Genomic DNA, 21,015 nt, shown 5'->3' on the forward strand with positions numbered 1-21,015 from the left:
ATACCAATACATTGTTTATTTTCGATCGAAGTTCGTTAGCGCAGCCGCTCGCAACTAGAATCTGTACCATCCCATCCGCAAAGCAAGATCGAAATCGATCCCGCTCGAACATCCTCGCTCGACCTCAAAAGACTTTCGCCAGTTAACTTCTGCCGATCGTCGTTGTTATAACAGACTGTGGAGTGAGTCGAGCCTACCAGCGTACTGGTATAAATGAATGCTCGTATCCAGTATTTAGAAGGAGAGGATCGATTTTGCTTGAATGGAACTAACTATACCAAATTTCACAAAATAGTCCATATCTTTAGATAAAGTTATATTTTATTGGTACCAAAAGCCTAGTTGTAACCAAAATTATTCAGGTTTGGGTACTCGATCCACTCGCGCTGGTCGATGTAAAATATAAGGATGAGCGAGAAAGAAAAATCAGACAGTATCAAAATTGTTGCCGACAATCGGCAAGCCCGGTTTCTGTACGAAATCCTTGAAACTTACGAAGCGGGGATCGAATTACTAGGGACGGAAGTAAAATCCATTCGCGCGGGTAAAGCCAACCTCCGCGATGGCTATGGTTTATTGCGCCAGGGACAAATCTGGCTGTTAAATGCCCATGTTTCCCCCCACAACACTACGGGAGCATATTTCAATCACGAACCGACACGCACCCGCAGATTGCTGATGCACAAAGCCGAAATCCGCAAGTTAATCGGCAAAGTCGAGCAACAGGGTTTAACTCTCGTACCGTTGAAGATGTACTTCAAGCGGGGCAAGGTAAAGGTGACGATGGCCTTAGTTCGCGGTAAGAAGCTCCACGACAAACGCGACGATCTCAAGAAGAGAGACGATAAACGCGATATGGATCGGGCTATGAAACGCGGTTAGGTATCAAATCAAATCGGATTGTTATATGATATTAATAAATACTATTAAGATTTATTAATTATTTTGGCGATCGCGACCGATTACGGAGACGAAGTTCTCATCACGAAAAACTGGAATGCGCTCCAGCCAATTTGGCAAGGCGGCGCAGATCTAGTTCAAACTGGATTGCCGCACCAACAACTTCCCCCAGCATGGCAAATTTTATTGCTCGGAGATGGTTCGCCGACTCGACACCTACAACTGCTCACAGGCGAGCCGACAGAAGTTGATGTCATCGATATGTCGCCAATTGGTATGGCGGATGATGACGCACCCAGTTCTTTACAAGTCGTACCGGGGCCGAGAGTCCGCCGTCAGGTGTGGTTGCGAACTGCTTCGGGGCAAAGGTTGGCTTATGCAACCTCTTGGTGGGAAGCGCGACATGTAGATGAGTATTTAGAGAATAAATCTCTGCCAATTTGGGCGAGCTTGGCAAAATTACGCACCGAACTGTATCGGGATGTCCAAGGTATATATTACGGAGATTCGCCCGCACTAGCCCAAGCTTTTGGCGAAACGGGGCCGTTCTGGGGTCGTCACTATGTATTTTGGCACCACGGCCAGCCATTGACGCTGATATATGAGGTATTCTCGCCTTATCTTCAGCAATATTTAGGAAAAATTAGTTGATAGTCGATAGTCGATCGTTGATAGTCGATCGTTATATTAATAGATTATTATTATATTACTTACTTGGATAATAAAAGATATCTAAATTCAGCAACACAAAACTATCCACTATTCACTATTCACTATCCACTACTTTTGAACTTGATAATGTAAAAACAGTTCTTGTTCGACTCGATCGAGACTTAATAGTGTTAATTTGGGCGCATTATCTGGCGTGAACCCAGCTCCAGATACAGGCGAAGGTGCGTCGCTACCACCATAGATCGTCGGGCAAACAGTCAACCATAACTCATCGATAAAATTAGCAGCAAATAAACTTGCGGCTAGTTCCGAGCCGCCCAAGAAACAGAGATTTTTGATGTCTAATTCTACTAATTTCGATTTAACTGCTTGCCAGTCGATATCTTTGCCATCGGCTGTTTCACAGATGAGAATGTTACTAAAACTATCCCGATTTTGCCAATCTTTAGCTCCCTCAGTGGTCGTCAATAACCACCGATCGATCGGTTGACTGAAGAACGGTAACCCAGCATCAATTTTACCACTGCGAGAAGCAATTAGTTGTGGTGGTTGAGTTGGTAATCCGCGATCGATTCTAGCTCTAATTAACTCTGGTTTTTGGACTAAGACGACACTACCACCATCGCCCAGGGTACCACTACCGACTAAGATTAAATCCGATAGAGCAATCTGTTCTTCGAGGTGTGCCGAATCTCGCTCGGAGCTAAATGTCGGTGGCGATTTCGTGGTATCAGAAATTTTACCATCGGCAGTCATGGCGAGCACGAGAGTTGTTTTCATGGATGGCTTAATTTAAATTAATTGATAATTGATAATTGATAATTAGGTTATTAGTATGGAAATTTAAACCTGTTATCGGTCTTCATCGATCGAATGTGAATATAGTAGGGTAGATAGACTAAATTTAATCCAAACAGAAGTTTAAATCCCCACCTAAACGGTAAATTATTTTTAGGGCGCGGTTTTCCTAGTGCAGCCATGCGGAGTAAACCTCCGCATGGCTGCATCTGCTAAATTTAAATCTTAAAGAGCTAATTATCAATTATCAATTATCAATTAATATAGCCTTTTCAAGACATAATCCGTGAGATCGAATAAGGCTTGGCGTGAATCCGAAGGTGACAAACCACTTATCTGCGCCAGAGCTAACTGCGCGTGATGCTTGGCAAGTTCGCGAGATTTGGCAATTCCGTCGCTACTTCTGACTAAACTCAGAGCTGTGGTTAATGCTGCCCCATCTTCAAACTCGGTGGCAATTAAGTCTACAAGTTGCGGATATTCTTGCATCGCATACAGTGTCGGTGCGGTAAGATTGCCACTTGCCAAGTCGGAACCCGCAGGTTTGCCCAGAACTTCATCCGAAGCTGTAAAGTCGAGAATATCGTCAACAATTTGGAACGCTAGTCCTAAATTGCGTCCGTATAGATATAATTGCTCGCACGTCGCAGTCGATGCGTCGCTGAGTAAGCCAGCAGCTTTGGCACTATTAGCCAGCAGCGAGGCCGTTTTATAATAACTTTTCTCTAGATAGGCTTCGATCGAAAAGTCCGTTTCAAATTGATTCAATCCTTGCTGAATTTCACCTTCAGCTAAGTCCATAATCACCTGTGAGAGCAGTTTGACCACTTCGAGGTTATCTAGGTTAGCCAGATACCACGAGGACTGTGCAAAGAGGAAATCTCCGGCAAGGACGGCAATCCGATTGTCAAACAGACTGTGAACCGTAGGTACGCCCCTGCGGGTATCGGCAGTATCGACCACATCATCGTGGACGAGACTAGCCGTGTGGATCATTTCGGTGATTTCGGCGAGGCGACGGTGGCGCGGGGTAATTTCTTCCCCTGGCATCGTCGCACGGGCAATCAGCAGCACGATTGCTGGGCGGACGCGCTTGCCACCAGCCCCGAATAAATGTTCGGCGGCTGCGTATAAAATTGGGTGGCGGGCACCGACTAGATTTTTGAGGTTCTCCGTCAAAACTTGCAAGTCAGCTTCAACAGGAGTAAATACGGATTTCACTGAGGTCATCGATCGAGCGGCTCAGAGGATGAGTTTACGAAAGTTTACATATATTCTAAGCTATTTTCCCTCTACATAGGGAATTGGCGAGAATGGATTGGCTTTCGGGGTTGTTTGAGAAGGCGGTAAAATAGCTGCTCGTCAGAGTTCTAGCCAATATCGAGCGGTTCGGAAACTGCTACATTCGAGAGGGCGATCTGGCGAACATCGGGCATAGTTGGCAGCCATTGGGCAGCAATGTGCGTAAATTGTGCGGGTTCTCCACTGACGAAAAATTCAGTGGGCAGGGATCTGCCGTGGTTTTGAATGCCGAGGACTTGAAGTTCTTTAGCAGCGGCAGCAACTACAGCTACAGCAGGGTTGACAAATTGGACGTTTGGGGGGACGAATTGCCGAAATACTGGTTCGAGGTGCGGATAGTGGGTGCAGCCGTAGACTAGAGTATCGATCGATCGATCGAGTAATGGTTGAAGATATTCTTTGGCAATCGCGAGGGTCTGTGGCTCGGCGATGCGGTTATTTTCGACGATGGGGACGAATTCTGGGCAGGCAACTTGCCATACTTCTGCCTGGGGGTTGGCTTCGCGAATTGCATGGAGATAGGCATTGCTGTTGACTGTGGCTGGCGTGGCAATGACCCCGATCCTTCGTCCGTAACGCGCGGCGGTTCTAGCTCCAGGTAAAATCACGCCCAAAATCGGTAAATCGTATTCCGCACGAACGGTTTCGAGCGCGAGTGCAGAACTGGTATTGCAAGCCATGATGGCCATTTTGACCTGCTGCGCGACCATCCAATCTAGAGTTTGGCGGGTAAATTGTAAAATTTCGGTTGCAGTACGGGTGCCATACGGAACTCGCGCTGTATCCCCAAAATACAAGACTGACTCTTGGGGAAGTTGGCGGTAGATTTCTTGCAAGACAGTTAACCCCCCCACGCCACTATCAAAGACACCAATACGATCGATTGCATTTGAGTGGATCTTGGGGGCAAAAGTGAATCGGTCTTGCATATTAGTAGAGAAAAATCTAGTAAAGATAAGTGGTTTATCGAAACTTAGTTACGATCCTTAACGTACTGGATAATTCCCTTGGCAATAGCTTCAGCCATTACTTTTTGATAATCATCACGACGCAGACGTGCAGATTCCTCTGCGCTAGTCAAATAACCAGTTTCGACTAGAATAGCGGGGATGGTCGCTTTGCGCAAGACTAGAAACCGTGCCGAGCGAACGCGGCGATCGTTTAGATAAAAGCCATTTTTGTTGACATGATCTACTACCGTTCTGTGAACGGTCTCGGCCAAGGATTGACCGATATTGTAATGATATGTTTCCAAACCATTGACATCGGGACGATTCTCGATCGAGTTGGCATGAATGCTGATAAAAATTGTCGCTCCTGCTTCTCTAGCGATCGAGACTCGTTCGTCCAAGCCGACATAGTTGTCACCAGTGCGGGTCATTTTGACTGCTATGCCCTGTTTTTCGAGAATTTCGGCAACTCGTCTGGCAACTGGCATAATCACGTCTACTTCGCGCAAACCGCCCAATCCGATGGCACCCGGATCTCGGCCACCGTGTCCGGGGTCGAGCATCACTAACACTCTGCCACTACTCGGTCTGGCGGCGGGTGAAGTATCCTGCTTGGGCGTGGGACGATATGTTGTCGTCTGTGTTTTGGGGACAGTAATCGTTATTGCTTCTGGCTGCGGACGAACGGCAATCCGACTGGGAGAAATCGGTTGTAAATACACCCAACGGCTATCTAGATATTGGCGGACGATATCAACTTTCACACCATCGGCACGGCGGACGAGGACGATCAGATCGTCACCTTGCGCGCTCACAGTAAGGTACCGTTGGGACTCCTTAGGAATTTGGTAAGCAGTGGCCAATTTAGCATTGGGAATGGTCACCCGAAAGCTACCAGCGCGCTCGTCCCAGATGGTAGTGTATTTGAGTTGCATCCTACTTTGGCGATCGGCTTGTACCAAAATGCCCGTCCGCGTCGGATCGATGGCGATATAATTGACCGACGAGATCGCTGTATTGACCGCGACCTTGGGGCGAATTGGTTGGGCGACGACAACTTGACCGTTTTCATTAAACACCCCTACAGGCCCGACAGGCGCGCCTCGTGGAAAAGACTTGAGTGGTTGAGGGGTCGGGAGTTGAATCGACCACTGCTTGCTATTACTAGCTTGAATGAGAATTTGTTGCGGGTCGATCGTATAGTCAGGATCGAGTTCTAAAACCATCCGCGTGCGATCGGTATCGAATTGACCCACTCGCAATGACTTGATGCCATTACCGAGCAACTGCGAAGATGTGGGCTGATTGAGGCGCGTATCTGGCAGATCGACGATCAATCTACTGGGATTAGCCAGCATTTGAGCTTCAGGTTTCACTGCCGAATTCGTACTAAAGTCAATGCGATTTTCGGTCGCATTAAATTGCCACGACACCATTTCTGCTGCTGTCGCTGGCAGTGATACCATTACGAAACTAGAAATACTGGGTAATAACCAGTTGTATCTCACAATACTTAACTCCTATGATGGGACTATCGGGGTAAACTCGAGCGTGGCGACAAAGTTGGTAATGTTGTCGATCCGCGCTCGGGGACTGGAATAGTTACATACCAATCGATCGGATTTTCGCCCGTAAATTGTACTCGCTTGGGGTTGAGAGTATACCCAGGTTGTAGCTCTAAGACTATCCTAGTCGTATTACTGTCAAATTGCCCAACACGTAACGATCGAAAGTTACCTGACAACCGTTGAGTCACTGTAGGCTTGGGAAAACTAATTCCTGGCAGATCGACTACCAGCCGAGTTGGATTGAATAGCATGACAGATTTGGGTTGAACCCCCGCATCGGTCTTGAAATCTAACCTATTTCTACTCGCATCAAATTTCCATGATGCCAATTGGCCTGCATCCGCAGGGATTGCGGCCAGACAGAAGCTAAAAACACTAACCAATACAAACTGAAACTTCACAATATTTCATCCTTAACAGTGGAATCGATGCTACAACTATCGCTCTGATGCCGTTGCTCTAAAACGGAGGCATTCGCTGTTGTGGTCAGAACTCACCAACGCTTTGCGATAAACGTCCGTACTCCCGTAACGGTAGCTTAGAGTCGATTCTCCTCTATAAAGAGGGTCGATCGACGACTACTGGGGATTATTTTAAGATGAATCTACATATCGTATTGTTGCTGTTTGCTGCGAAAAATTAACACTTTGGACTCTATGGTAAATTACCATAAATTTGGTCTTTGGGGCTAAATTTAAGCTGCAAACTCATCTGGCATCAATTTCAAGCTGCTGTAGTAGCGACAACGCTAGCGAACGTGGATGATGTCACTACTCTCTTTTTGGCACTTAATTTCGCTCGGTTGCCAATACTACTTTATAGATACTCTCTTGCTACTGGTGACTGCCAAATCGATCGAGTAGTTCCAAATCGACCCTAGTGCCTCAATACTAATTATATAATTCCCGCTTTTTGAACCAGATCGGCCAAGTGGAGACTTTTGACTCAATCTACTTACCTTCGGCGTTCGAGTAAGTCAAATAGGGGCAAATGAGGGCATATTTAACTAGACCCGACCCAATAATGAAGGTATCGGCCTGTGAATTCACGATCGTCAGAGCGCATGTGCGGGGATGCTGAGACTTGCCATTGGCTATAAATCTCAGTTTTGGCTAGATTGCTAACAGAGCTTTGCCCCTGCTCTGGCGATCGAAATTCAGATCCCGACATTCTACCGGAAAACTTCACGCCCGGATGTATCTAACAATAGACTGACATCAAAGCGATCGCAACATCTATGAAAACTAAGCAAAATTCGGGCTGTGGCTGTTTGAAGATCCCATTGTCAGTTATCATCGCTATCCTTGGCGGTAGCTATTGGTGGTTGATTTACCAAGGTAATCTTCAGAAGATCGTCCAACTCTTTCCCGCCGTCCGAATGCCAGATTCAGTTGCAGTATTATTACCCAAAGGATCTCGCGCTCTTCAAGCTACACCAACAGCCACGCCGATAGCGATACCATCGCCGCAGGTTGCTACTGGAAACTGTATCGACAAAGGCTGCACGAATACTCAGCCGCAGCCGACAGCAGCAGTTAAATCGGTGAAAGTTACGCCACCGACGGCAACTACCTCAGCTACACCCGCAGCACCCCCTGCTGCTCCGCAAACCGCTTGGGAGAAAAAAGCCATTCGTGGGATTTATTTGAGCCGCTATCAGGTAACTAATAACGCCGACGAACAGACGATTCGCAAACGAGTTCGTTACTATAAATCTCAAGGGATTAATACGATTATTCATGGCGTTTGGGGTAACGGCTGCACGATGTATAACAGTGAAGTTATGCAGCAAATATTAGGTGCCAAAAGTTGTCCCAATCAGTTTCAAGATAAGTGGTTAGATTGGACGATCGATGAAGCGCACAAGCAGGGAATGCAGGTTCACGCTTATTTTGAGAAGGGTATTAAAATCGATAAAAATAGTCCGATTTTCGATCGAGCGATCGCTAAAAAATGGATCGTGCCTGGTGTCGATCGTACTTATGCCAAAGTCGAACATTATGTCTTAGATGTTGAAGTGCCAGAAGTTGCCAATCTCTTTAAAAAAATGTTGGCAGAATTCGTAACTAAATATCCGCAAATCGATGCCGTCCAGTGGGATGACTATCTGGGATATCATGCCGAACTACCAGGTAAAGTAGACAGAACCGCAAGTTTGACTAAGTTTGTCAGCGAGATGATAAGCGATATGAAAGCCGCTAATCCACGCGTGAAATTCGATCTTTGCCATCATAATCCCTACTGGGCAAAACGTTATTTTGCTGCCGATTGGGAGAAATGGAAGGTCGATCGGGTCTTTATTCAAAATTATAACGATAAGAATTTCCAGGAAGAACTAAACTACGCGGTTAATTATGCCGGGGTGGCAATTCTCGATAGTCAATTGCCGCGCTTTAAAGAATTGGTAGACAATCCCAAAATTAAAAGTATCCTAATTTTCCCTCTAGATGGAAAACCAGAGGAAACTGCTGCGCGGGTGCAAAAAACTAATCTGGCAAATGCCGTTAGTACAACAACGGTTCCGAAAGTAGTTGTGAAATAAAGTGACAGGATTTTAGATAGATCGATTGAGATCTTTCGGTCGATCGATAGCTAGCAACATCTACACTACGCTATGGTTAAAGAATTTGAATAAGCGTCATTCGGCAGAACATCCAAGTTAGGCGGCGCGTGTGCGAAGCACTTGATATACGACACCGATAAGCCCGCACGTTAGACCCACCATGGTGCCCACAACGCCAAGAGCTATTCCGGCGTCGCCCGCCGACACTTCCCCGGCAACAAGACTGGAGTAAATCCCAATATATGCTGATGCGCCGCCTATCAACGCTCCGGCCATGCCAAGTATCGTTCCGCCCTTCAGTCCGAGTAGGAATCGACTCCTTTCTTCGCGAGTATCGTCCAACGTTTCGAGCCCAACCTCAAACACACAAGCGAGCACCTTCTTCGATTCCAACGAAGCGATTCCGTCAGTCTCGATCCGCTGGATTGTGCGCAAACTCAGCCCTGTCGCGCCAGCTAACTCCTCCTGGGACATTGCTCGTTCTCGCCGAAGTTGCCTGATTCGATCGATATCTACCTTCATTTCCATTTGCCTCTCCCGTGAATGCAACCTTTTATCCTATTTAAGGTGGATCTGCTGAATTTTTCAAATTATTGAAACATTATGCAAAATCCGCCCAAGAAGCTCCTAGAGCAAGTTAGAGATGCAATTCGTCTCAAGCATTATTCCTACTTTTGCGATCGTTCAACAAACCACCAGAGTCCATAGGCTGATGCTGCAACTACTCTACGGTAGCGGACTTCGCCTTCGCGAATGTATGGAGCTACGAATTAAAGACATCGACTCGATCGTTAATCACTGCTCAACGATCGATAAATTTAAGTTTGGCTCGTTGGCGAAGCCTCTCAGAATGAGAATCGATCTGACATTGGCAGCCAACGCTACTGTGGGCGGCGTTACTTCACTACTACCTGTAGACAGATTTTTACAAATTTATTGAATTACCATTCGTTGGCGTAACCGCGCCGCGAGGTAATCGATTTCGACATGGTTTGTAATTAATTATGAAAAGGTACTGCCAGAAATGGTAGAAATGCGATCGAACGCCATGCCCACGATCGCCAACTAGAGTCGAGCGAACGATCTTCTGCTATCGGTTCTAAACAGCTCAATAGTGCTTCAATGCGTCGATCTAGTCGATCGATCGGGGCAACATGGCCGAACGCCGCACAGATATTATCTGCAAATACGGGCGTACTTTGGACGATCGAGAGTAGGGCTTCGGCGACTAAGAGGGGATCGGTTTGGGTAGATGCCCATCGATCGGCACGAATTTCGCGTAACATTAACAGTTCTTGCCAGATGGCTTCGGTTTGGGGCAGCCAATTGGTAACTTGACGCACCCAGCCCCACCAGAAAAAATACCAGGTATCGCGATAGAGATAATGTGCCCGTTCGTGGGCTAAAACCGCCGCTAAATGCTCCGAACTCAATGTATCGATTAAAGCAGTGGTAACGACTAATTCCGGCTCCCAGAAGCCAATTTGGGCACTATAGAGCGTCGATAAATCCAGCAACCGCACCTGAGTATCGTTCACTGTCACGATCGGGTAAGTCCGCACCTGTTGCAGCATTTGCCAGCCAGAGCCAGCCAACTGACACCAAGAAACTGTGGCAAATCCCAAAAATCCGATCGCCAGATCGTAACTAAACCAATCATTACCCACCCAAACCATCCGTCCGTGCGGCCCCATCCAGACGATCGCGATCGCACTAGTGAATAGTAATAATGGCGGTAACAAGAAGACCGTCAAAGTGGTTTCCCAGTATTGGTGCAGTCGTTGGGATGGCGCATTGAGCCAGACGGTAGAATCTATCGGCGTCCAAGCGTAACGCAGTCCCCAAGCGAGGGCAAAAATCGCAGCCATGACAATTAGGTGCATTTATCGTTCCTCCTTCGCTTTGCGGATCGCTTGCAGCCGTTGCGAAATCGCTTCGATCTGTTCGATGCTCGATCGATCGAGACTATCGGCAAAAGCGGCAACGACATCGGGATTGCCTACTGCCAAAAATTGCTGTAACTGTTCGTAGGCTTGAATTGCTTGCGCCTGTGCCTCGGAAACTAAGGGTTGCCAAACAAAGCTGCGTTCTTGACGATCGCATTGCAACCACCCTTTTTGAGTCAGGCGGTTGAGTACCGTTGTCACTGAAGCATACGCTAATTCGCGATCGGGGTCGCTGAGGATGCGATCGTGAACGTCTTTGACGGTGACGGCACCTAGTTCCCAGACGATTTTGAGAATTTCAGTCTCTAATGGCCCCAGCGAAAGCTGTTTGGGTCGATATTTAGGCAGAGAAACCATGCAATTTACGGCGAACTTTTCCTTAGACTAGCGCAACAATTAGCTCCCGATGTTTGACGGCTTGTCTTTTGACACCATCGATCGTCCCATTCACAATCAGTTGAGGGATTAATTCTCTAGTCCAGCAATAAATCTTAAGATCGGTGCTAAATTTTCAACAAATGGGTATGCAGAGCTTGAATAGACACGGTAGCCGCATTGCCATTAGATTATTGACTGCGATGTTGCTCGTACTAGGTCATCATTTAATATCGTTCGATCGATGCTTACATGCGGCTCCGCTCGATAATTCTGATAATTCAGCCGAACCAGAACTGACGATCGATGTTACGGGAGAACGAAAAGTAAATCTACCCAAATCGACACCAATTTACACGATCGACAGTAAACAAATCGAGCAGCAGGGTGCGAAAAATGTTGCCGATACTTTAAATAATTTACCTGGCTTTGCGATTAATAATGCTGGTTATGGAGCGGATATTCATACCGGAACTTACTATCGTGGTGCATCGATAAATCAATTTATTATTTTGCTCAACGGTCGCCCAATTAGCAATAATATTAATACTTATCACGGTGCAACAGATCTCAATAGCATTCCCGTCGAGGCGATCGATCGGATCGAATTATCGAGTGGTGCCAGCAATATTCTCTACGGCTCGGAAACCTTTGGCGGGGTGGTAAATATTATCACAAAAACTTATCGAGGTACTCCAGAAACCAACGTATCGGCAGAATTAGGCTCTTACGGTCGTCAAAATTATCGTGCTAGTTATACAGGTGGCAGCGATCGATTAAACTACCGCATCGGTATCGAAAAATATCGGATCGACAATAACTATCGCGTCCCCGTTGGAGCTGCCAATCGCGATCCAGTTACGGGAATTCTTACCAATGCCGATACCGATCTTACCAGTTACTCTGGTAATATTTCGGCCACGATCGACGATCGCAATCGTCTGGATTTCGATGCAATTAAAATTACCAGTCGGCGGGGTTTAGTTTACTTTGGATTTCCCTTTCAACGCGACAGATTAAATCATGATGCACTAAATGTTGGACTTAATTGGCGATCTCAACTTAGCAGCGATCGTAGCTCCATTCTCAATACCACTCTCAGTTTTAACCAAGATTATTTTGATACCTTTGGCCCTAGTGGTGCCAATAACCGCAGTGGTACACTCGATACCCAAGCCATAACGGGCAGAATAGACCACAAATGGCAGACTTCGGCCACAAATACACTACGCTGGGGTGGAGAAATCCAAAATCGTCAACTTAATGGCACGACGATTAGCACAGTTCCCAACCGGATTGCCTTTAACGAGACTGAAAATCGCAACGTCGTCAATACCGCTCTATTTGCCGTCAATACCTGGAAAGTTACCGATCGCACCGCGATCGATATTGGCTTACGGCAAAATTTTAACACCCAGTTTGGTAACTATCTCAATCCCAGTCTCGGCTCCCGCTGGGAAATTAGCCCCAATCTTGCCGTGCGTGCCTCTGTCGCTGGCGCACAACGCAATCCCGGACTCGACCAACTCTACCTCTACGATACCGTCCACGGCTGGTTTCCCAACCCCAATCTCAAGCCAGAGACGGGTGCGACTTGGACGGCGGGAGTCGATCTGGCATTTAGTCCCACTTCGACGGCTACGATTACTTACTTTGGCAGTAATTTAAACGATCGCATCGCCACTCAAGCCATCAGTCCGACTGTCACTCAGTGGACGAATATCGGACAGGTAAGCACCAATGGTTTAGAAATTGGCTTCAAACAGCAAATAACGCCCCAATGGTCGGCATTTGCCAATTACACCTACACCGATGCCAAAATTCAGTCAGGCATAGAGCGAGGCTTGCAACTGTCTCTAGTGCCTTATTCTGTCGCTCAGTTGGGAGTCGGTTATGCCAATCGCGGCTGGGAAGTGAATCTGCTGACAAACTACAACGCAGGTACGCGCCGTGCTTTCTTTAATAACCCCGGTCAAGTTAGCACCAATTTTGTGCCATCCTTTTTCAATCTCGATCTAAGCGCGCGCATCCCAATCGGCGAGAATGTCGGACTCAATCTCTATGTCGAGAATCTCGCCGATGTCCAATACGAAAAAGTAAATCGGATCTACAGTCCCGGTAGAACTTATCGATTTGGTGTTTCGGCTAATTTCTAATTAGTAATTTTTCGATCGTTGATGACTGAGCATTCAGTAGGTGGTAGCAACTAGGGTTAATTACTTTACCTCGGTTGAAAGATGATACCGAACTGTGGAGATAATTGCTGGAATCTGAGAAATTCTCACATTACGATAACTAGATCGATGCTCCAGCCCAGAGGCTGCTACAGCAGGTTTGCCAACGGGTAAAACTACTAAATTAGGAGCTTGGTTGCAGCATTTAAGACAACCAGTAGATTTTAAAGTTACACTGTCATTTAAGTCATGACTATTTAATTGTTCTACCAAAGCCGAGTATATTTCTTTGCCCCCATTATTTTGACATTGTGACTTTTGACAAATCAGAATCTTCACTTTTGGTTCGTTTTCAGGTGCGGAGATCGTTGGCGTAGCCTCTCCAGCAAAGAATCGATCTGCATTAGCTCGATTCTCTACTGGAAAAGCTGTGCGATCGACTTTTTCAATTGTAGATGCCTTAAATTTCCAATCTTTTTGAATACCTTCACACCGGAGGCGATCGCCAATAGCTAACTTATAAACCAGCCCCATCCTCAACTCTTTAGGTACCTTGATGATGACATCTCGCTCGTCGGCGGTTCTCAGGCGCAGATATTTGAGCTTGTAACCATCGATCGCGCAGACTCCTAAAAATTCCCCTTCTAGATGAAAATAAGTTTCATTAGTCATAAAGTAACTCGCTACCATTGTGATTCTCGTTCCGTTCGCGTAGCATTTGCTTGCAAAGAGGCTACACCAACGGCTTGTAGAGTAAAACAGCGATCTAACCAATCAACCAGTTGACTGCGATCGAGCGATTGCGTCCGAAACACACTCCAAACTTGAACGACTGTGGTGGGCGTGTCTACAGTTACCGTCAATGGCTTACCTGTGGAACATTTACAAAAAATTTCTAACTCTTGAAGGCGATGATATATTTGCCAGCGATCGCCCCAGGCTGCATCGACGATGAAGATCCAGTCTGAATAATTTACTTGTTCCATTTTAATTGGGATTCTCGTTTCGCTGGCGTAGCGTTTGCCTGTGCCTAACGGCAGGCTATCGCCAACGCAAAGAGGCTACGCCAACGATGCTTTTGTTTAAATTAAGAATACCTTAAATGATAATTAGAAGCAACAAGCTGGTATTTATTCTCACATCGTTCGCTGTCGATTTAAAGGAGAAATCCTTGAAAGTACCGATAAAGCTCGATCGCAGGCCGATCGAGCTTTATCAAACTGTGACCAAATTTTATCAATAGCGAACTTACTCGATTTGACAAGGGCAACGTTTCACGAACGCTTGATGACATGCTGAATATTAGTCGCAATAAGGTTTACCGCGCACTTCTCGGCCCAAAATACTCGTGTTAAAATATTGAATCACAGACTACTTTTCTAAATCGATCGGTAGTCGTTAGTTGTCAAAGTATCGAATAGTCTAGTTAAAAATTTAACCTTTAAAAAATAGAGAGCGAGAAATTTATGACAACAGCACAAAATTTAATGCGTGGATTTGGTGAGGTAGGAGCTAATGTCGTAGGCTTAGATCTCACGGTAACTGAGCCAGTTTGTGAGGGATTAAACATCGCTTTGGCAAGTTTTCAGGCTTTGTATTTGCAATATCAAAAACATCACTTTGTTGTAGAAGGCGCAGAATTTTACTCATTGCACCAGTTTTTTGAAGATGGCTACGAGCAAGCCAAAAGTCACGCTCATGATGTTGCCGAACGGCTAGACGGCTTAGGCGGAGTCCCTGCTGCGAGTTTTACTAAGTTGGCTGAATTGTGTTGCTTCACTCCTGAAGCTGATGGTGCCTTTAACTGTCGGACGATGTTAGAAAATGATTTGGTAGGCGAACAAGCAATTATCGCCACGATCCGCTCTCAAGCCAGTCAAGCTGAAAGTTTAGGCGATCGAGCCACACGGTATTTGTACGAACAAATTCTGCTCAAAACCGAAGAAAGAGCTTATCATATCGGTCACTTTTTAGCTCCCGATACTTTAGTAAGATCTTTTAATTAATCGCTGAAATTTAGATGGTGGTAATTACCACCATCTAACACACATCTAAATAAATTTTGACTACCCATCTAAATCGGGTGGATTTTTAGGTTCTTTCGATCGACCAGATTTTTTGACAGCATCGGCTACTAGCGATCGTCTGACTTACTTTTGTGCATCTAAATTTAGCGATAGATTTGGCGTAATGGTTTGGTGGCGCGATCGATCGCGGTAACGCTATCAGGGCAGAAAAGTTAGGAGAATCGATCGATTAAATGCTGTGTCGATCGCCTTTTACGCCTAACCTTGCCGCCGCTGTATTTGCGATCGTTGAGATTAAATAGCAATAATTTTAAAAATAGCTCCCTCGACTGCTGCCTCTATCTACATCCCAGCTTCCCAACATGTCCGACAAATTAGTCAAGGTGCCCGATCGCCAGTTGCAGGCTAATACTATAGTACGAGGGATTTACTACAACCCTGAGTGAGAGATTGCACTGCTAAGTTTGATTTATTGTCAAGCGACTAGATAGTAAATAATAATGAAGCTATCGCCGCGAAAACCCGATCCAGCAACTATTTGCCTTCTTTTTTCTGTAATATAGAAATCGATAAACCTAAGATCTCATTGTCTTGACTGCAAGCAGTGTGCTTGACAATGGCGATCTCTGCCCCACACTACCGCAGCTCTAGGAGAAGGATCATAGTGAGCGATTTTCCAGAGGAAAGGCTATGCCAACGACGATCGGTTTTAAGTGAATTACTGCGGCAGATGCCCCAATTGAGATCGCATTTGTATTTTAAATCTTCCCTCACTGCTTTATCGCACGCTATGGAAGATCGGGTGCTAGCCGGAACGGATCGACCGTTACTGATTGCTAGTTTTCAGCAAGAAAAGTTTTATCGCCAAGAGGCGCATCGCTATCGTCGGTTGGGCGAAATCAGCGATCAAGTTTACGTGCTGGCTGCCCCAGATACTGAATTTAGCGATCTCGTCAGCGAGTACGATCTAATACCATTCGAGCACACTGATGCGCTGGCTTCAGAATGGCATCTGGTTGCCATCGGTGCCCAATCCTCGGCGTGCTTGATCTGTCGCGAAAAAATCGTCCCGCCATCGGAGATTCCAGTCTTACCCGAAATCGACGCATCCCGCAGATTTGAAGGGATCTGGACATTCGATCGCCAAGTAACGATCGCCGCCGCACATATCTTACTCGATCGCATCAAAGGTTATCGTCCGGATCTGGCTGCTAAAATCGCCCAGGCCAAGCAAGAATACCTCGTCGCCGTCCCCACTATCCCCCAAGATCATTCGGCCAGTGCTGACGCCTTCGTGCAGCGACTGGTGACATATTTGCAAGCCCGACAATACAAATTGCTCAAAGCTTACCGTTCGATCGAAGAAAAAGAAGAACGCGAACGCCTAGTCAATACAATTACTGGGGCAATTCGGCGTTCGCTCAACTCAGCAGATATTCTCCAAGTAGCCGGACAAGAGATCGGTAAGGCAACTGGAGTCAGTCGCTGCCTGATCTATCAATATCGTAAAGACGATCGAGCTGTGACGATCTCTCATGAATATTTAGCTAATTCCGGAATTAATTCTTTAGTCGGTAAATCTTGGAATCTAGCCGACAATCCGATCTTTAAAGAAGTCGTTACCACTCACGAATCGACATCCCTAGCCGAAGTTAGCGTTACCAAAACCTGGCAGCGCACGCTCTCCAGACAGGGCATTAGCGACTGGTTAATCGTGCCAGTCCTCCACCAAGATCGGCTCTTAGGCGCGATCGAATTACACCAGCACGAACCTTCACCCTTACCCTGGTCGGACGATACGATTAACCTCGTCGAAGCGATCGCCACCCAAATCGGCAGCACCCTGATTCAGGCCGAATCGTACACCAATCTGGAATATCTCAACCAGCAACTCGAAGCACTCGATCGTACCCGCGCCAATTTAGTTGCCATTACCGGACACGAACTGCGGACGCCACTGTCCACCATTCAAGTCTGTCTGGAAAGTCTCGCCACCGAGCCAGATATGTCACTCGAAATGCGGCAAGTGATGCTCAATACCGCCTTGGGCGATGCCGAACGAATGCGAAAGCTCGTGCAAGACTTTTTGACCCTCTCTCAGCTCGAAAGCGGTCGGATTCAATGGCATCCCGAGCCGCTATCGCTCGAAGAATGCATCGATTTGGCCTTAAGCGGTCTCAATACCCGTCGCTACAATCGAGATTTACCCAAAATTATCGTCGATTTGCCCCCCGATCTACCCTTCGTCCGTGCCGATGGCGAATGGTTAGTTGAAGTATTGACAAAATTGCTAGATAATGCGTGTAAGTTTACCACTGGCAAAGATCGGATCGCGATTCAAGCAGCCAAAACCGAATCGATGCTAGAAGTAATTGTTGCCGATACTGGACGCGGCATCGCCCCCGAACTACTACAAATGGTCTTCGAGCGGTTTTACCAAGCCGAAGGTTCCTTGCGGCGGACTGCGGGTGGAACTGGTTTGGGATTGGCGATTTGTCGCCAAATCGTCAACGGCTGGGGCGGCGAAATTTGGGCAGAGTCTGCGGGCAAAGATTGCGGCAGTCGGTTTCACTTTACCGTGCCATCGATTTAACTCGATCTCTGGATAAATTAGTTGAAAATTCGATCGAGCGATGTTGAAAATCAGGTGAATCGAGTCTTTCTAAAGATCTGTTGAAATTCTCGATTTCTAGCGTAAACTACAAACTGAATCCCGATACTTTTTGCTTGCAAAAAATATCTCAATCTGGATACCCCCGTCCGAACCCCCGATTTCCCAAACCATGACTACCGCCCAACCCTTGATGTCTCGCTATCTCTGGGCTGCCGAACGACAAGCAACTTGGATTCCTGCCGATCGATTAGTTGAAGATAGATACCATGTTATCGCTCCTCAATTGTGGCTAGATACCAAGCCGCAAGAACCCCCAGATATATTATCGCCCCTGCCGCGTCAAGCTCTAGCCTACGCGCATCTATACCAGTACAAGCTGCATTTACCTCAACTGCATGGCTTTTGTTCGCTCAAAAGATCCCATGAAACGATCGAGATTCCCCTGCTCGAAAATATCCCGATCGATAATGAAGGCAAATTACTCCCTAGCCTGCTTGAAGCCTGGAGTACGGCAACACCACTATATCAAGCCTATTGGTTGTGGCAAGCGATCGATCTATGGGCACCGCTGGCTGGAACTGGTGTTTTATCCAGCTTGGTGGTGATGGACAACCTCCGTGTCGATGGTTGGTGTCTGCGCTTGTGCGAATTAATTCCCGACTATACCACAGCCAGTAACAAAGTGACACTGGCCAAACTAGGGACGTTATGGTTGCAAACCCTTGGCGGTGCCGATTTGGAAATTGCCGATCGGTTGAACGTGCTGTTTGCGAAAATGCAGGCAGAACGGGCATCTTTGCGAGATGTCTCTGCCGAACTCAATCGCATTACCATCGAGCAAGCCGCCCGACTCCCCTTGGCGTGGCAGATTGCAGGCGGGACAGATGCGGGAGCTACCTACCAGCATAACGAAGATTCATATTACCCCACGCCACTGGAACTCGCTCAAGATACTACTGGCGGCAAAATTGCTATCATTTGTGATGGCGTCGCCGGACATGAAGGCGGTGAAGTTGCCAGTCAATTGGCCGTTAAACTCCTCAAAATTGAGACCCAGATTTTGTTGCAAGAGCTGATTAACTCTCAGGATATTGTCGCTCCCGAACAGATATGTAATACGATCGGCGCGATCGTCCGGGTCGTCAATAATACGATTACCGCTCAAAATCAAACCCAAGGCCGCGAAGATCGCCGTCGGATGGGAACTACCATGGTAATGGCTCTCCAAGTCAATCAGCGGATTCCCAGCCCCAATGGTGTCGGCAATTCTCATGAGATTTATATCGCCCATGTTGGCGACAGTCGTGCCTACTGGATTACACCCCACCGCTGCCAATTATTGACGATCGACGATGATATCGCCACCCGCGAAGTCAAACAAGGTCGCGATGTCCCGTGGCATAGTGCCAATCGTCCCGATGCTACCGCCTTGACTCAAGCATTGGGGATGAAGCCTGGAGAGTCGATCAGACCTACAGTTCAACGATTTATGGCGATCGAAGATGGAATTTTGTTACTCTGCTCCGATGGTTTGAGCGATCGCGATTTGGTCGAACGTTCGTGGCAAGATTACGCAGATCGGATCCTTCAGACAGATATTCCTCTTTCCGAAGCCGTTCAATCTTGGCTGGCTTTAGCCCATCGCCAAAATGGTGATGATAATATCTCGTTAGTACTGATGTCTTGTCAGGTATCGACCCACAAATCGCGGCTGGGCAGTCAATTAGTACCCCGTAGGTCGGACGATGAAGACTCTTCAGAAGACGATTTTGGTGCCAAATTACAGTTCAAATTTAGTAGATTTATTAACTTATTCCTATGGCTAACTACTAGTATCGGTCTACTCGCTGCCATCGCAATCGCGATCGCTTTTTTCTATCCTGGCTGGGTTGAAAACATGCGCCACCAATTATTTCCAGATCGATCTTCGCAAACAGAGCTAAACAGCTCGAACGATTAGAGCTTGTAAAATCTAACCATACAGACAAGATCTGGCAATGGAGCTACATGAGTTGCTGCACATTCGCTGCTCTCTGGCACCCTATGCGCCCCGATCCCCCTCCAGTAGCTAAATGTTAGATTCAGCCCTTAGATCTAGAAATTGAGCAATAATGAGGACATAGGATCGACATTGACGATCTGACGCCCAACGTGCGAACGAGATCGCTACCCTACGGCTGAGGGATCGGTTAACAACCGATCGATATCCTCCAGTACTAAACACTCTATGTTTAACTTTTTCCAGTCAAAGAATAGCACTAAACCCCGACAGTTTGCCATCGGAGACGTTCACGGTCATTACGACGGGATGCTGCAACTGATTAATTTTTGTAAAATCTCACCAGAAGATCGGGTGTATTTTTTAGGCGACGTCATCGATCGCGGCCCCAAAAGCGCGCAGGTAGTCAAGTGGATTCGGGAGCGCAATTATCCCTGTCTGATGGGCAATCATGAAGTAATGTTATTGACATCACTCAATCATGGCAAGATCGATGAAATGTCCTTACGTCATTGGTTGCCCTCTGGGGGCGATACCACCTTGGAAAGCTATGGCGACGGCGGCATTCCCGAGGATGACATGAAATGGTTTGCCAGTCTGCCATCTTATCTCGATTTAGGCAATGTATTTCTAGTTCATGCGGGTGTCGATCCATTTCGATCGCTCGATAAGCAAAATAACGAACAATTTTGCTGGATTAGAGAAAAGTTTTTGAGCAATCAGTTTCCCTACTTTCCCGACAAAACCATCATTACCGGGCATACGATTACCTTCACACTCCCCGGCGTGAAACCCGGAGAAGTCGCTCAAGGCCCCGGCTGGCTGAATATCGAAACAGGTGCCTATCACCGCAAAAGCGGCTGGATGACCGCCCTAGACATTACCAATGCCCTGGTATACCAGGTCAATGTATTCTCCGGAAAACAGCGCAAACAACCACTCGATCGAGTCGTCAAAGTAGTCGAACCAAATCGGGTCAAGTTTTAATCGACCTCAGTTAGAGATGGGAGTTGGGAGTTGGGAGAGGATGTAGAGGATAGGCAATAGTTGCTTTACTTATGCCGTCGAGTACTAGAACAGGACGCTTGCATTTAAACTTTCTATTCAGTATCCACTACCTATAATAC

Annotated in this window: 19 protein-coding genes; 9 read left to right on the plus strand and 10 right to left on the minus strand. The window is 46.8% G+C overall.

Translation table 11 applies throughout. The annotated features are described in order from the left end of the window. The first annotated feature begins 408 nt into the window (after nucleotides 1-408). Both smpB and C7B77_RS00760 read left to right on the plus strand, forming a co-directional pair. Complete coding sequence (gene smpB, locus C7B77_RS00755) at nucleotides 409-882, plus strand: SsrA-binding protein SmpB (protein ID WP_015161748.1); 474 nt, start codon at nucleotides 409-411, stop codon at nucleotides 880-882. A 63-nt stretch (nucleotides 883-945) separates the two neighbouring features. Next, nucleotides 946-1,551 carry a chorismate lyase gene (locus C7B77_RS00760; protein WP_106299410.1) on the plus strand — a complete coding sequence of 202 codons (606 nt, stop codon included), beginning with the start codon at nucleotides 946-948 and terminating at the stop codon, nucleotides 1,549-1,551. A 129-nt stretch (nucleotides 1,552-1,680) separates the two neighbouring features. On the opposite strand, the gene C7B77_RS00765 is transcribed toward C7B77_RS00760, so the two are convergent. From C7B77_RS00765 to C7B77_RS00785, 5 genes are all read right to left on the minus strand, one after another. Next, entirely contained in the window at nucleotides 1,681-2,352 is a 672-nt protein-coding gene (locus tag C7B77_RS00765; protein ID WP_106299411.1) for a RibD family protein, read from the minus strand. 276 nt (nucleotides 2,353-2,628) lie between these two features. Next, nucleotides 2,629-3,600, minus strand: a complete 972-nt coding sequence (gene sds, locus C7B77_RS00770) for a solanesyl diphosphate synthase (protein WP_106299412.1) — start codon at nucleotides 3,598-3,600, stop codon at nucleotides 2,629-2,631. A gap of 140 nt (nucleotides 3,601-3,740) precedes the next feature. Beyond that, the gene (gene murI / locus C7B77_RS00775; protein ID WP_106299413.1) at nucleotides 3,741-4,601 is read right to left on the minus strand and encodes a glutamate racemase; all 861 of its coding nucleotides are present in this window, start codon (nucleotides 4,599-4,601) and stop codon (nucleotides 3,741-3,743) included. A 44-nt stretch (nucleotides 4,602-4,645) separates the two neighbouring features. Further along, nucleotides 4,646-6,130, minus strand: a complete 1,485-nt coding sequence (locus tag C7B77_RS00780; protein ID WP_106299414.1) for an N-acetylmuramoyl-L-alanine amidase — start codon at nucleotides 6,128-6,130, stop codon at nucleotides 4,646-4,648. 23 nt (nucleotides 6,131-6,153) lie between these two features. Then, complete coding sequence (locus tag C7B77_RS00785; RefSeq protein ID WP_181243657.1) at nucleotides 6,154-6,591, minus strand: AMIN domain-containing protein; 438 nt, start codon at nucleotides 6,589-6,591, stop codon at nucleotides 6,154-6,156. An 836-nt stretch (nucleotides 6,592-7,427) separates the two neighbouring features. Between C7B77_RS00785 and C7B77_RS00790 the strand changes: the two genes are divergently transcribed. Continuing rightward, nucleotides 7,428-8,732 (plus strand): family 10 glycosylhydrolase, encoded by a 1,305-nt coding sequence (locus C7B77_RS00790; protein WP_106299416.1) that lies wholly within the window; start codon nucleotides 7,428-7,430, stop codon nucleotides 8,730-8,732. A gap of 117 nt (nucleotides 8,733-8,849) precedes the next feature. Here C7B77_RS00790 and C7B77_RS00795 read toward each other — a convergent pair whose 3' ends face one another. Further along, nucleotides 8,850-9,281 carry a helix-turn-helix domain-containing protein gene (locus tag C7B77_RS00795; protein WP_106299417.1) on the minus strand — a complete coding sequence of 144 codons (432 nt, stop codon included), beginning with the start codon at nucleotides 9,279-9,281 and terminating at the stop codon, nucleotides 8,850-8,852. 115 nt (nucleotides 9,282-9,396) lie between these two features. On the opposite strand from C7B77_RS00795, the gene C7B77_RS29035 reads away from it, so the two are divergent. Further along, a complete protein-coding gene (locus C7B77_RS29035) occupies nucleotides 9,397-9,693 on the plus strand; it encodes a site-specific integrase (protein WP_146138129.1) in 297 nt (98 codons plus the stop codon). A gap of 58 nt (nucleotides 9,694-9,751) precedes the next feature. Here the strand turns inward: C7B77_RS29035 and C7B77_RS00805 are convergent, their stop codons facing one another. Continuing rightward, nucleotides 9,752-10,636 carry a M56 family metallopeptidase gene (locus C7B77_RS00805; protein ID WP_106299418.1) on the minus strand — a complete coding sequence of 295 codons (885 nt, stop codon included), beginning with the start codon at nucleotides 10,634-10,636 and terminating at the stop codon, nucleotides 9,752-9,754. Further along, nucleotides 10,637-11,056, minus strand: coding sequence for a BlaI/MecI/CopY family transcriptional regulator (locus C7B77_RS00810; protein ID WP_106299419.1), 420 nt, complete (start codon nucleotides 11,054-11,056; stop codon nucleotides 10,637-10,639). It lies immediately after the preceding gene. A 143-nt stretch (nucleotides 11,057-11,199) separates the two neighbouring features. Here C7B77_RS00810 and C7B77_RS00815 point away from each other — a divergent pair, with 143 nt between their 5' ends. Next, a complete protein-coding gene (locus C7B77_RS00815; RefSeq protein ID WP_245893965.1) occupies nucleotides 11,200-13,230 on the plus strand; it encodes a TonB-dependent receptor plug domain-containing protein in 2,031 nt (676 codons plus the stop codon). Between the two features lie 60 nt (nucleotides 13,231-13,290). Here C7B77_RS00815 and C7B77_RS00820 read toward each other — a convergent pair whose 3' ends face one another. Then, entirely contained in the window at nucleotides 13,291-13,920 is a 630-nt protein-coding gene (locus C7B77_RS00820) for a (2Fe-2S) ferredoxin domain-containing protein (protein ID WP_181243658.1), read from the minus strand. A gap of 11 nt (nucleotides 13,921-13,931) precedes the next feature. Next, a complete protein-coding gene (locus C7B77_RS00825) occupies nucleotides 13,932-14,234 on the minus strand; it encodes an Asr1405/Asl0597 family protein (protein WP_106299421.1) in 303 nt (100 codons plus the stop codon). A gap of 480 nt (nucleotides 14,235-14,714) precedes the next feature. On the opposite strand from C7B77_RS00825, the gene dpsA reads away from it, so the two are divergent. The 4 genes from dpsA (at nucleotide 14,715) to C7B77_RS00845 (ending at nucleotide 20,875) form a co-directional block, all read left to right on the plus strand. Next, a complete protein-coding gene (gene dpsA / locus C7B77_RS00830; RefSeq protein ID WP_106299422.1) occupies nucleotides 14,715-15,254 on the plus strand; it encodes a DNA starvation/stress protection protein DpsA in 540 nt (179 codons plus the stop codon). Between the two features lie 685 nt (nucleotides 15,255-15,939). After that, complete coding sequence (locus tag C7B77_RS00835; protein WP_106299423.1) at nucleotides 15,940-17,868, plus strand: DICT sensory domain-containing protein; 1,929 nt, start codon at nucleotides 15,940-15,942, stop codon at nucleotides 17,866-17,868. A gap of 190 nt (nucleotides 17,869-18,058) precedes the next feature. After that, nucleotides 18,059-19,849 carry a PP2C family protein-serine/threonine phosphatase gene (locus C7B77_RS00840; protein ID WP_106299424.1) on the plus strand — a complete coding sequence of 597 codons (1,791 nt, stop codon included), beginning with the start codon at nucleotides 18,059-18,061 and terminating at the stop codon, nucleotides 19,847-19,849. Between the two features lie 267 nt (nucleotides 19,850-20,116). Continuing rightward, on the plus strand, nucleotides 20,117-20,875 hold the full coding sequence (locus tag C7B77_RS00845; protein ID WP_106299425.1) for a metallophosphoesterase family protein: 759 nt from the start codon (nucleotides 20,117-20,119) through the stop codon (nucleotides 20,873-20,875). Nucleotides 20,876-21,015: the final 140 nt, after the last annotated feature.

The organism is Chamaesiphon polymorphus CCALA 037 (assembly GCF_003003845.1).
Classification (GTDB): Bacteria; Cyanobacteriota; Cyanobacteriia; order Cyanobacteriales; family Chamaesiphonaceae; genus Chamaesiphon; species Chamaesiphon polymorphus.

Excerpts from the sequence above, each read along its gene's own strand:
- C7B77_RS00845 (WP_106299425.1), top strand. The coding sequence starts at position 20,117 with ATGTTTAACTTTTTCCAGTCAAAGAATAGCACTAAACCCCGACAGTTT.
- C7B77_RS00825 (WP_106299421.1), bottom strand. The coding sequence starts at position 14,234 with ATGGAACAAGTAAATTATTCAGACTGGATCTTCATCGTCGATGCAGCC.
- C7B77_RS00795 (WP_106299417.1), bottom strand. The coding sequence starts at position 9,281 with ATGGAAATGAAGGTAGATATCGATCGAATCAGGCAACTTCGGCGAGAA.
- sds (WP_106299412.1), bottom strand. The coding sequence starts at position 3,600 with ATGACCTCAGTGAAATCCGTATTTACTCCTGTTGAAGCTGACTTGCAA.
- C7B77_RS00820 (WP_181243658.1), bottom strand. The coding sequence starts at position 13,920 with ATGACTAATGAAACTTATTTTCATCTAGAAGGGGAATTTTTAGGAGTC.
- C7B77_RS00790 (WP_106299416.1), top strand. The coding sequence starts at position 7,428 with ATGAAAACTAAGCAAAATTCGGGCTGTGGCTGTTTGAAGATCCCATTG.
- C7B77_RS00765 (WP_106299411.1), bottom strand. The coding sequence starts at position 2,352 with ATGAAAACAACTCTCGTGCTCGCCATGACTGCCGATGGTAAAATTTCT.
- C7B77_RS00840 (WP_106299424.1), top strand. The coding sequence starts at position 18,059 with ATGACTACCGCCCAACCCTTGATGTCTCGCTATCTCTGGGCTGCCGAA.
- dpsA (WP_106299422.1), top strand. The coding sequence starts at position 14,715 with ATGACAACAGCACAAAATTTAATGCGTGGATTTGGTGAGGTAGGAGCT.
- murI (WP_106299413.1), bottom strand. The coding sequence starts at position 4,601 with ATGCAAGACCGATTCACTTTTGCCCCCAAGATCCACTCAAATGCAATC.
- smpB (WP_015161748.1), top strand. The coding sequence starts at position 409 with ATGAGCGAGAAAGAAAAATCAGACAGTATCAAAATTGTTGCCGACAAT.
- C7B77_RS00810 (WP_106299419.1), bottom strand. The coding sequence starts at position 11,056 with ATGGTTTCTCTGCCTAAATATCGACCCAAACAGCTTTCGCTGGGGCCA.
- C7B77_RS00805 (WP_106299418.1), bottom strand. The coding sequence starts at position 10,636 with ATGCACCTAATTGTCATGGCTGCGATTTTTGCCCTCGCTTGGGGACTG.
- C7B77_RS29035 (WP_146138129.1), top strand. The coding sequence starts at position 9,397 with ATGCAATTCGTCTCAAGCATTATTCCTACTTTTGCGATCGTTCAACAA.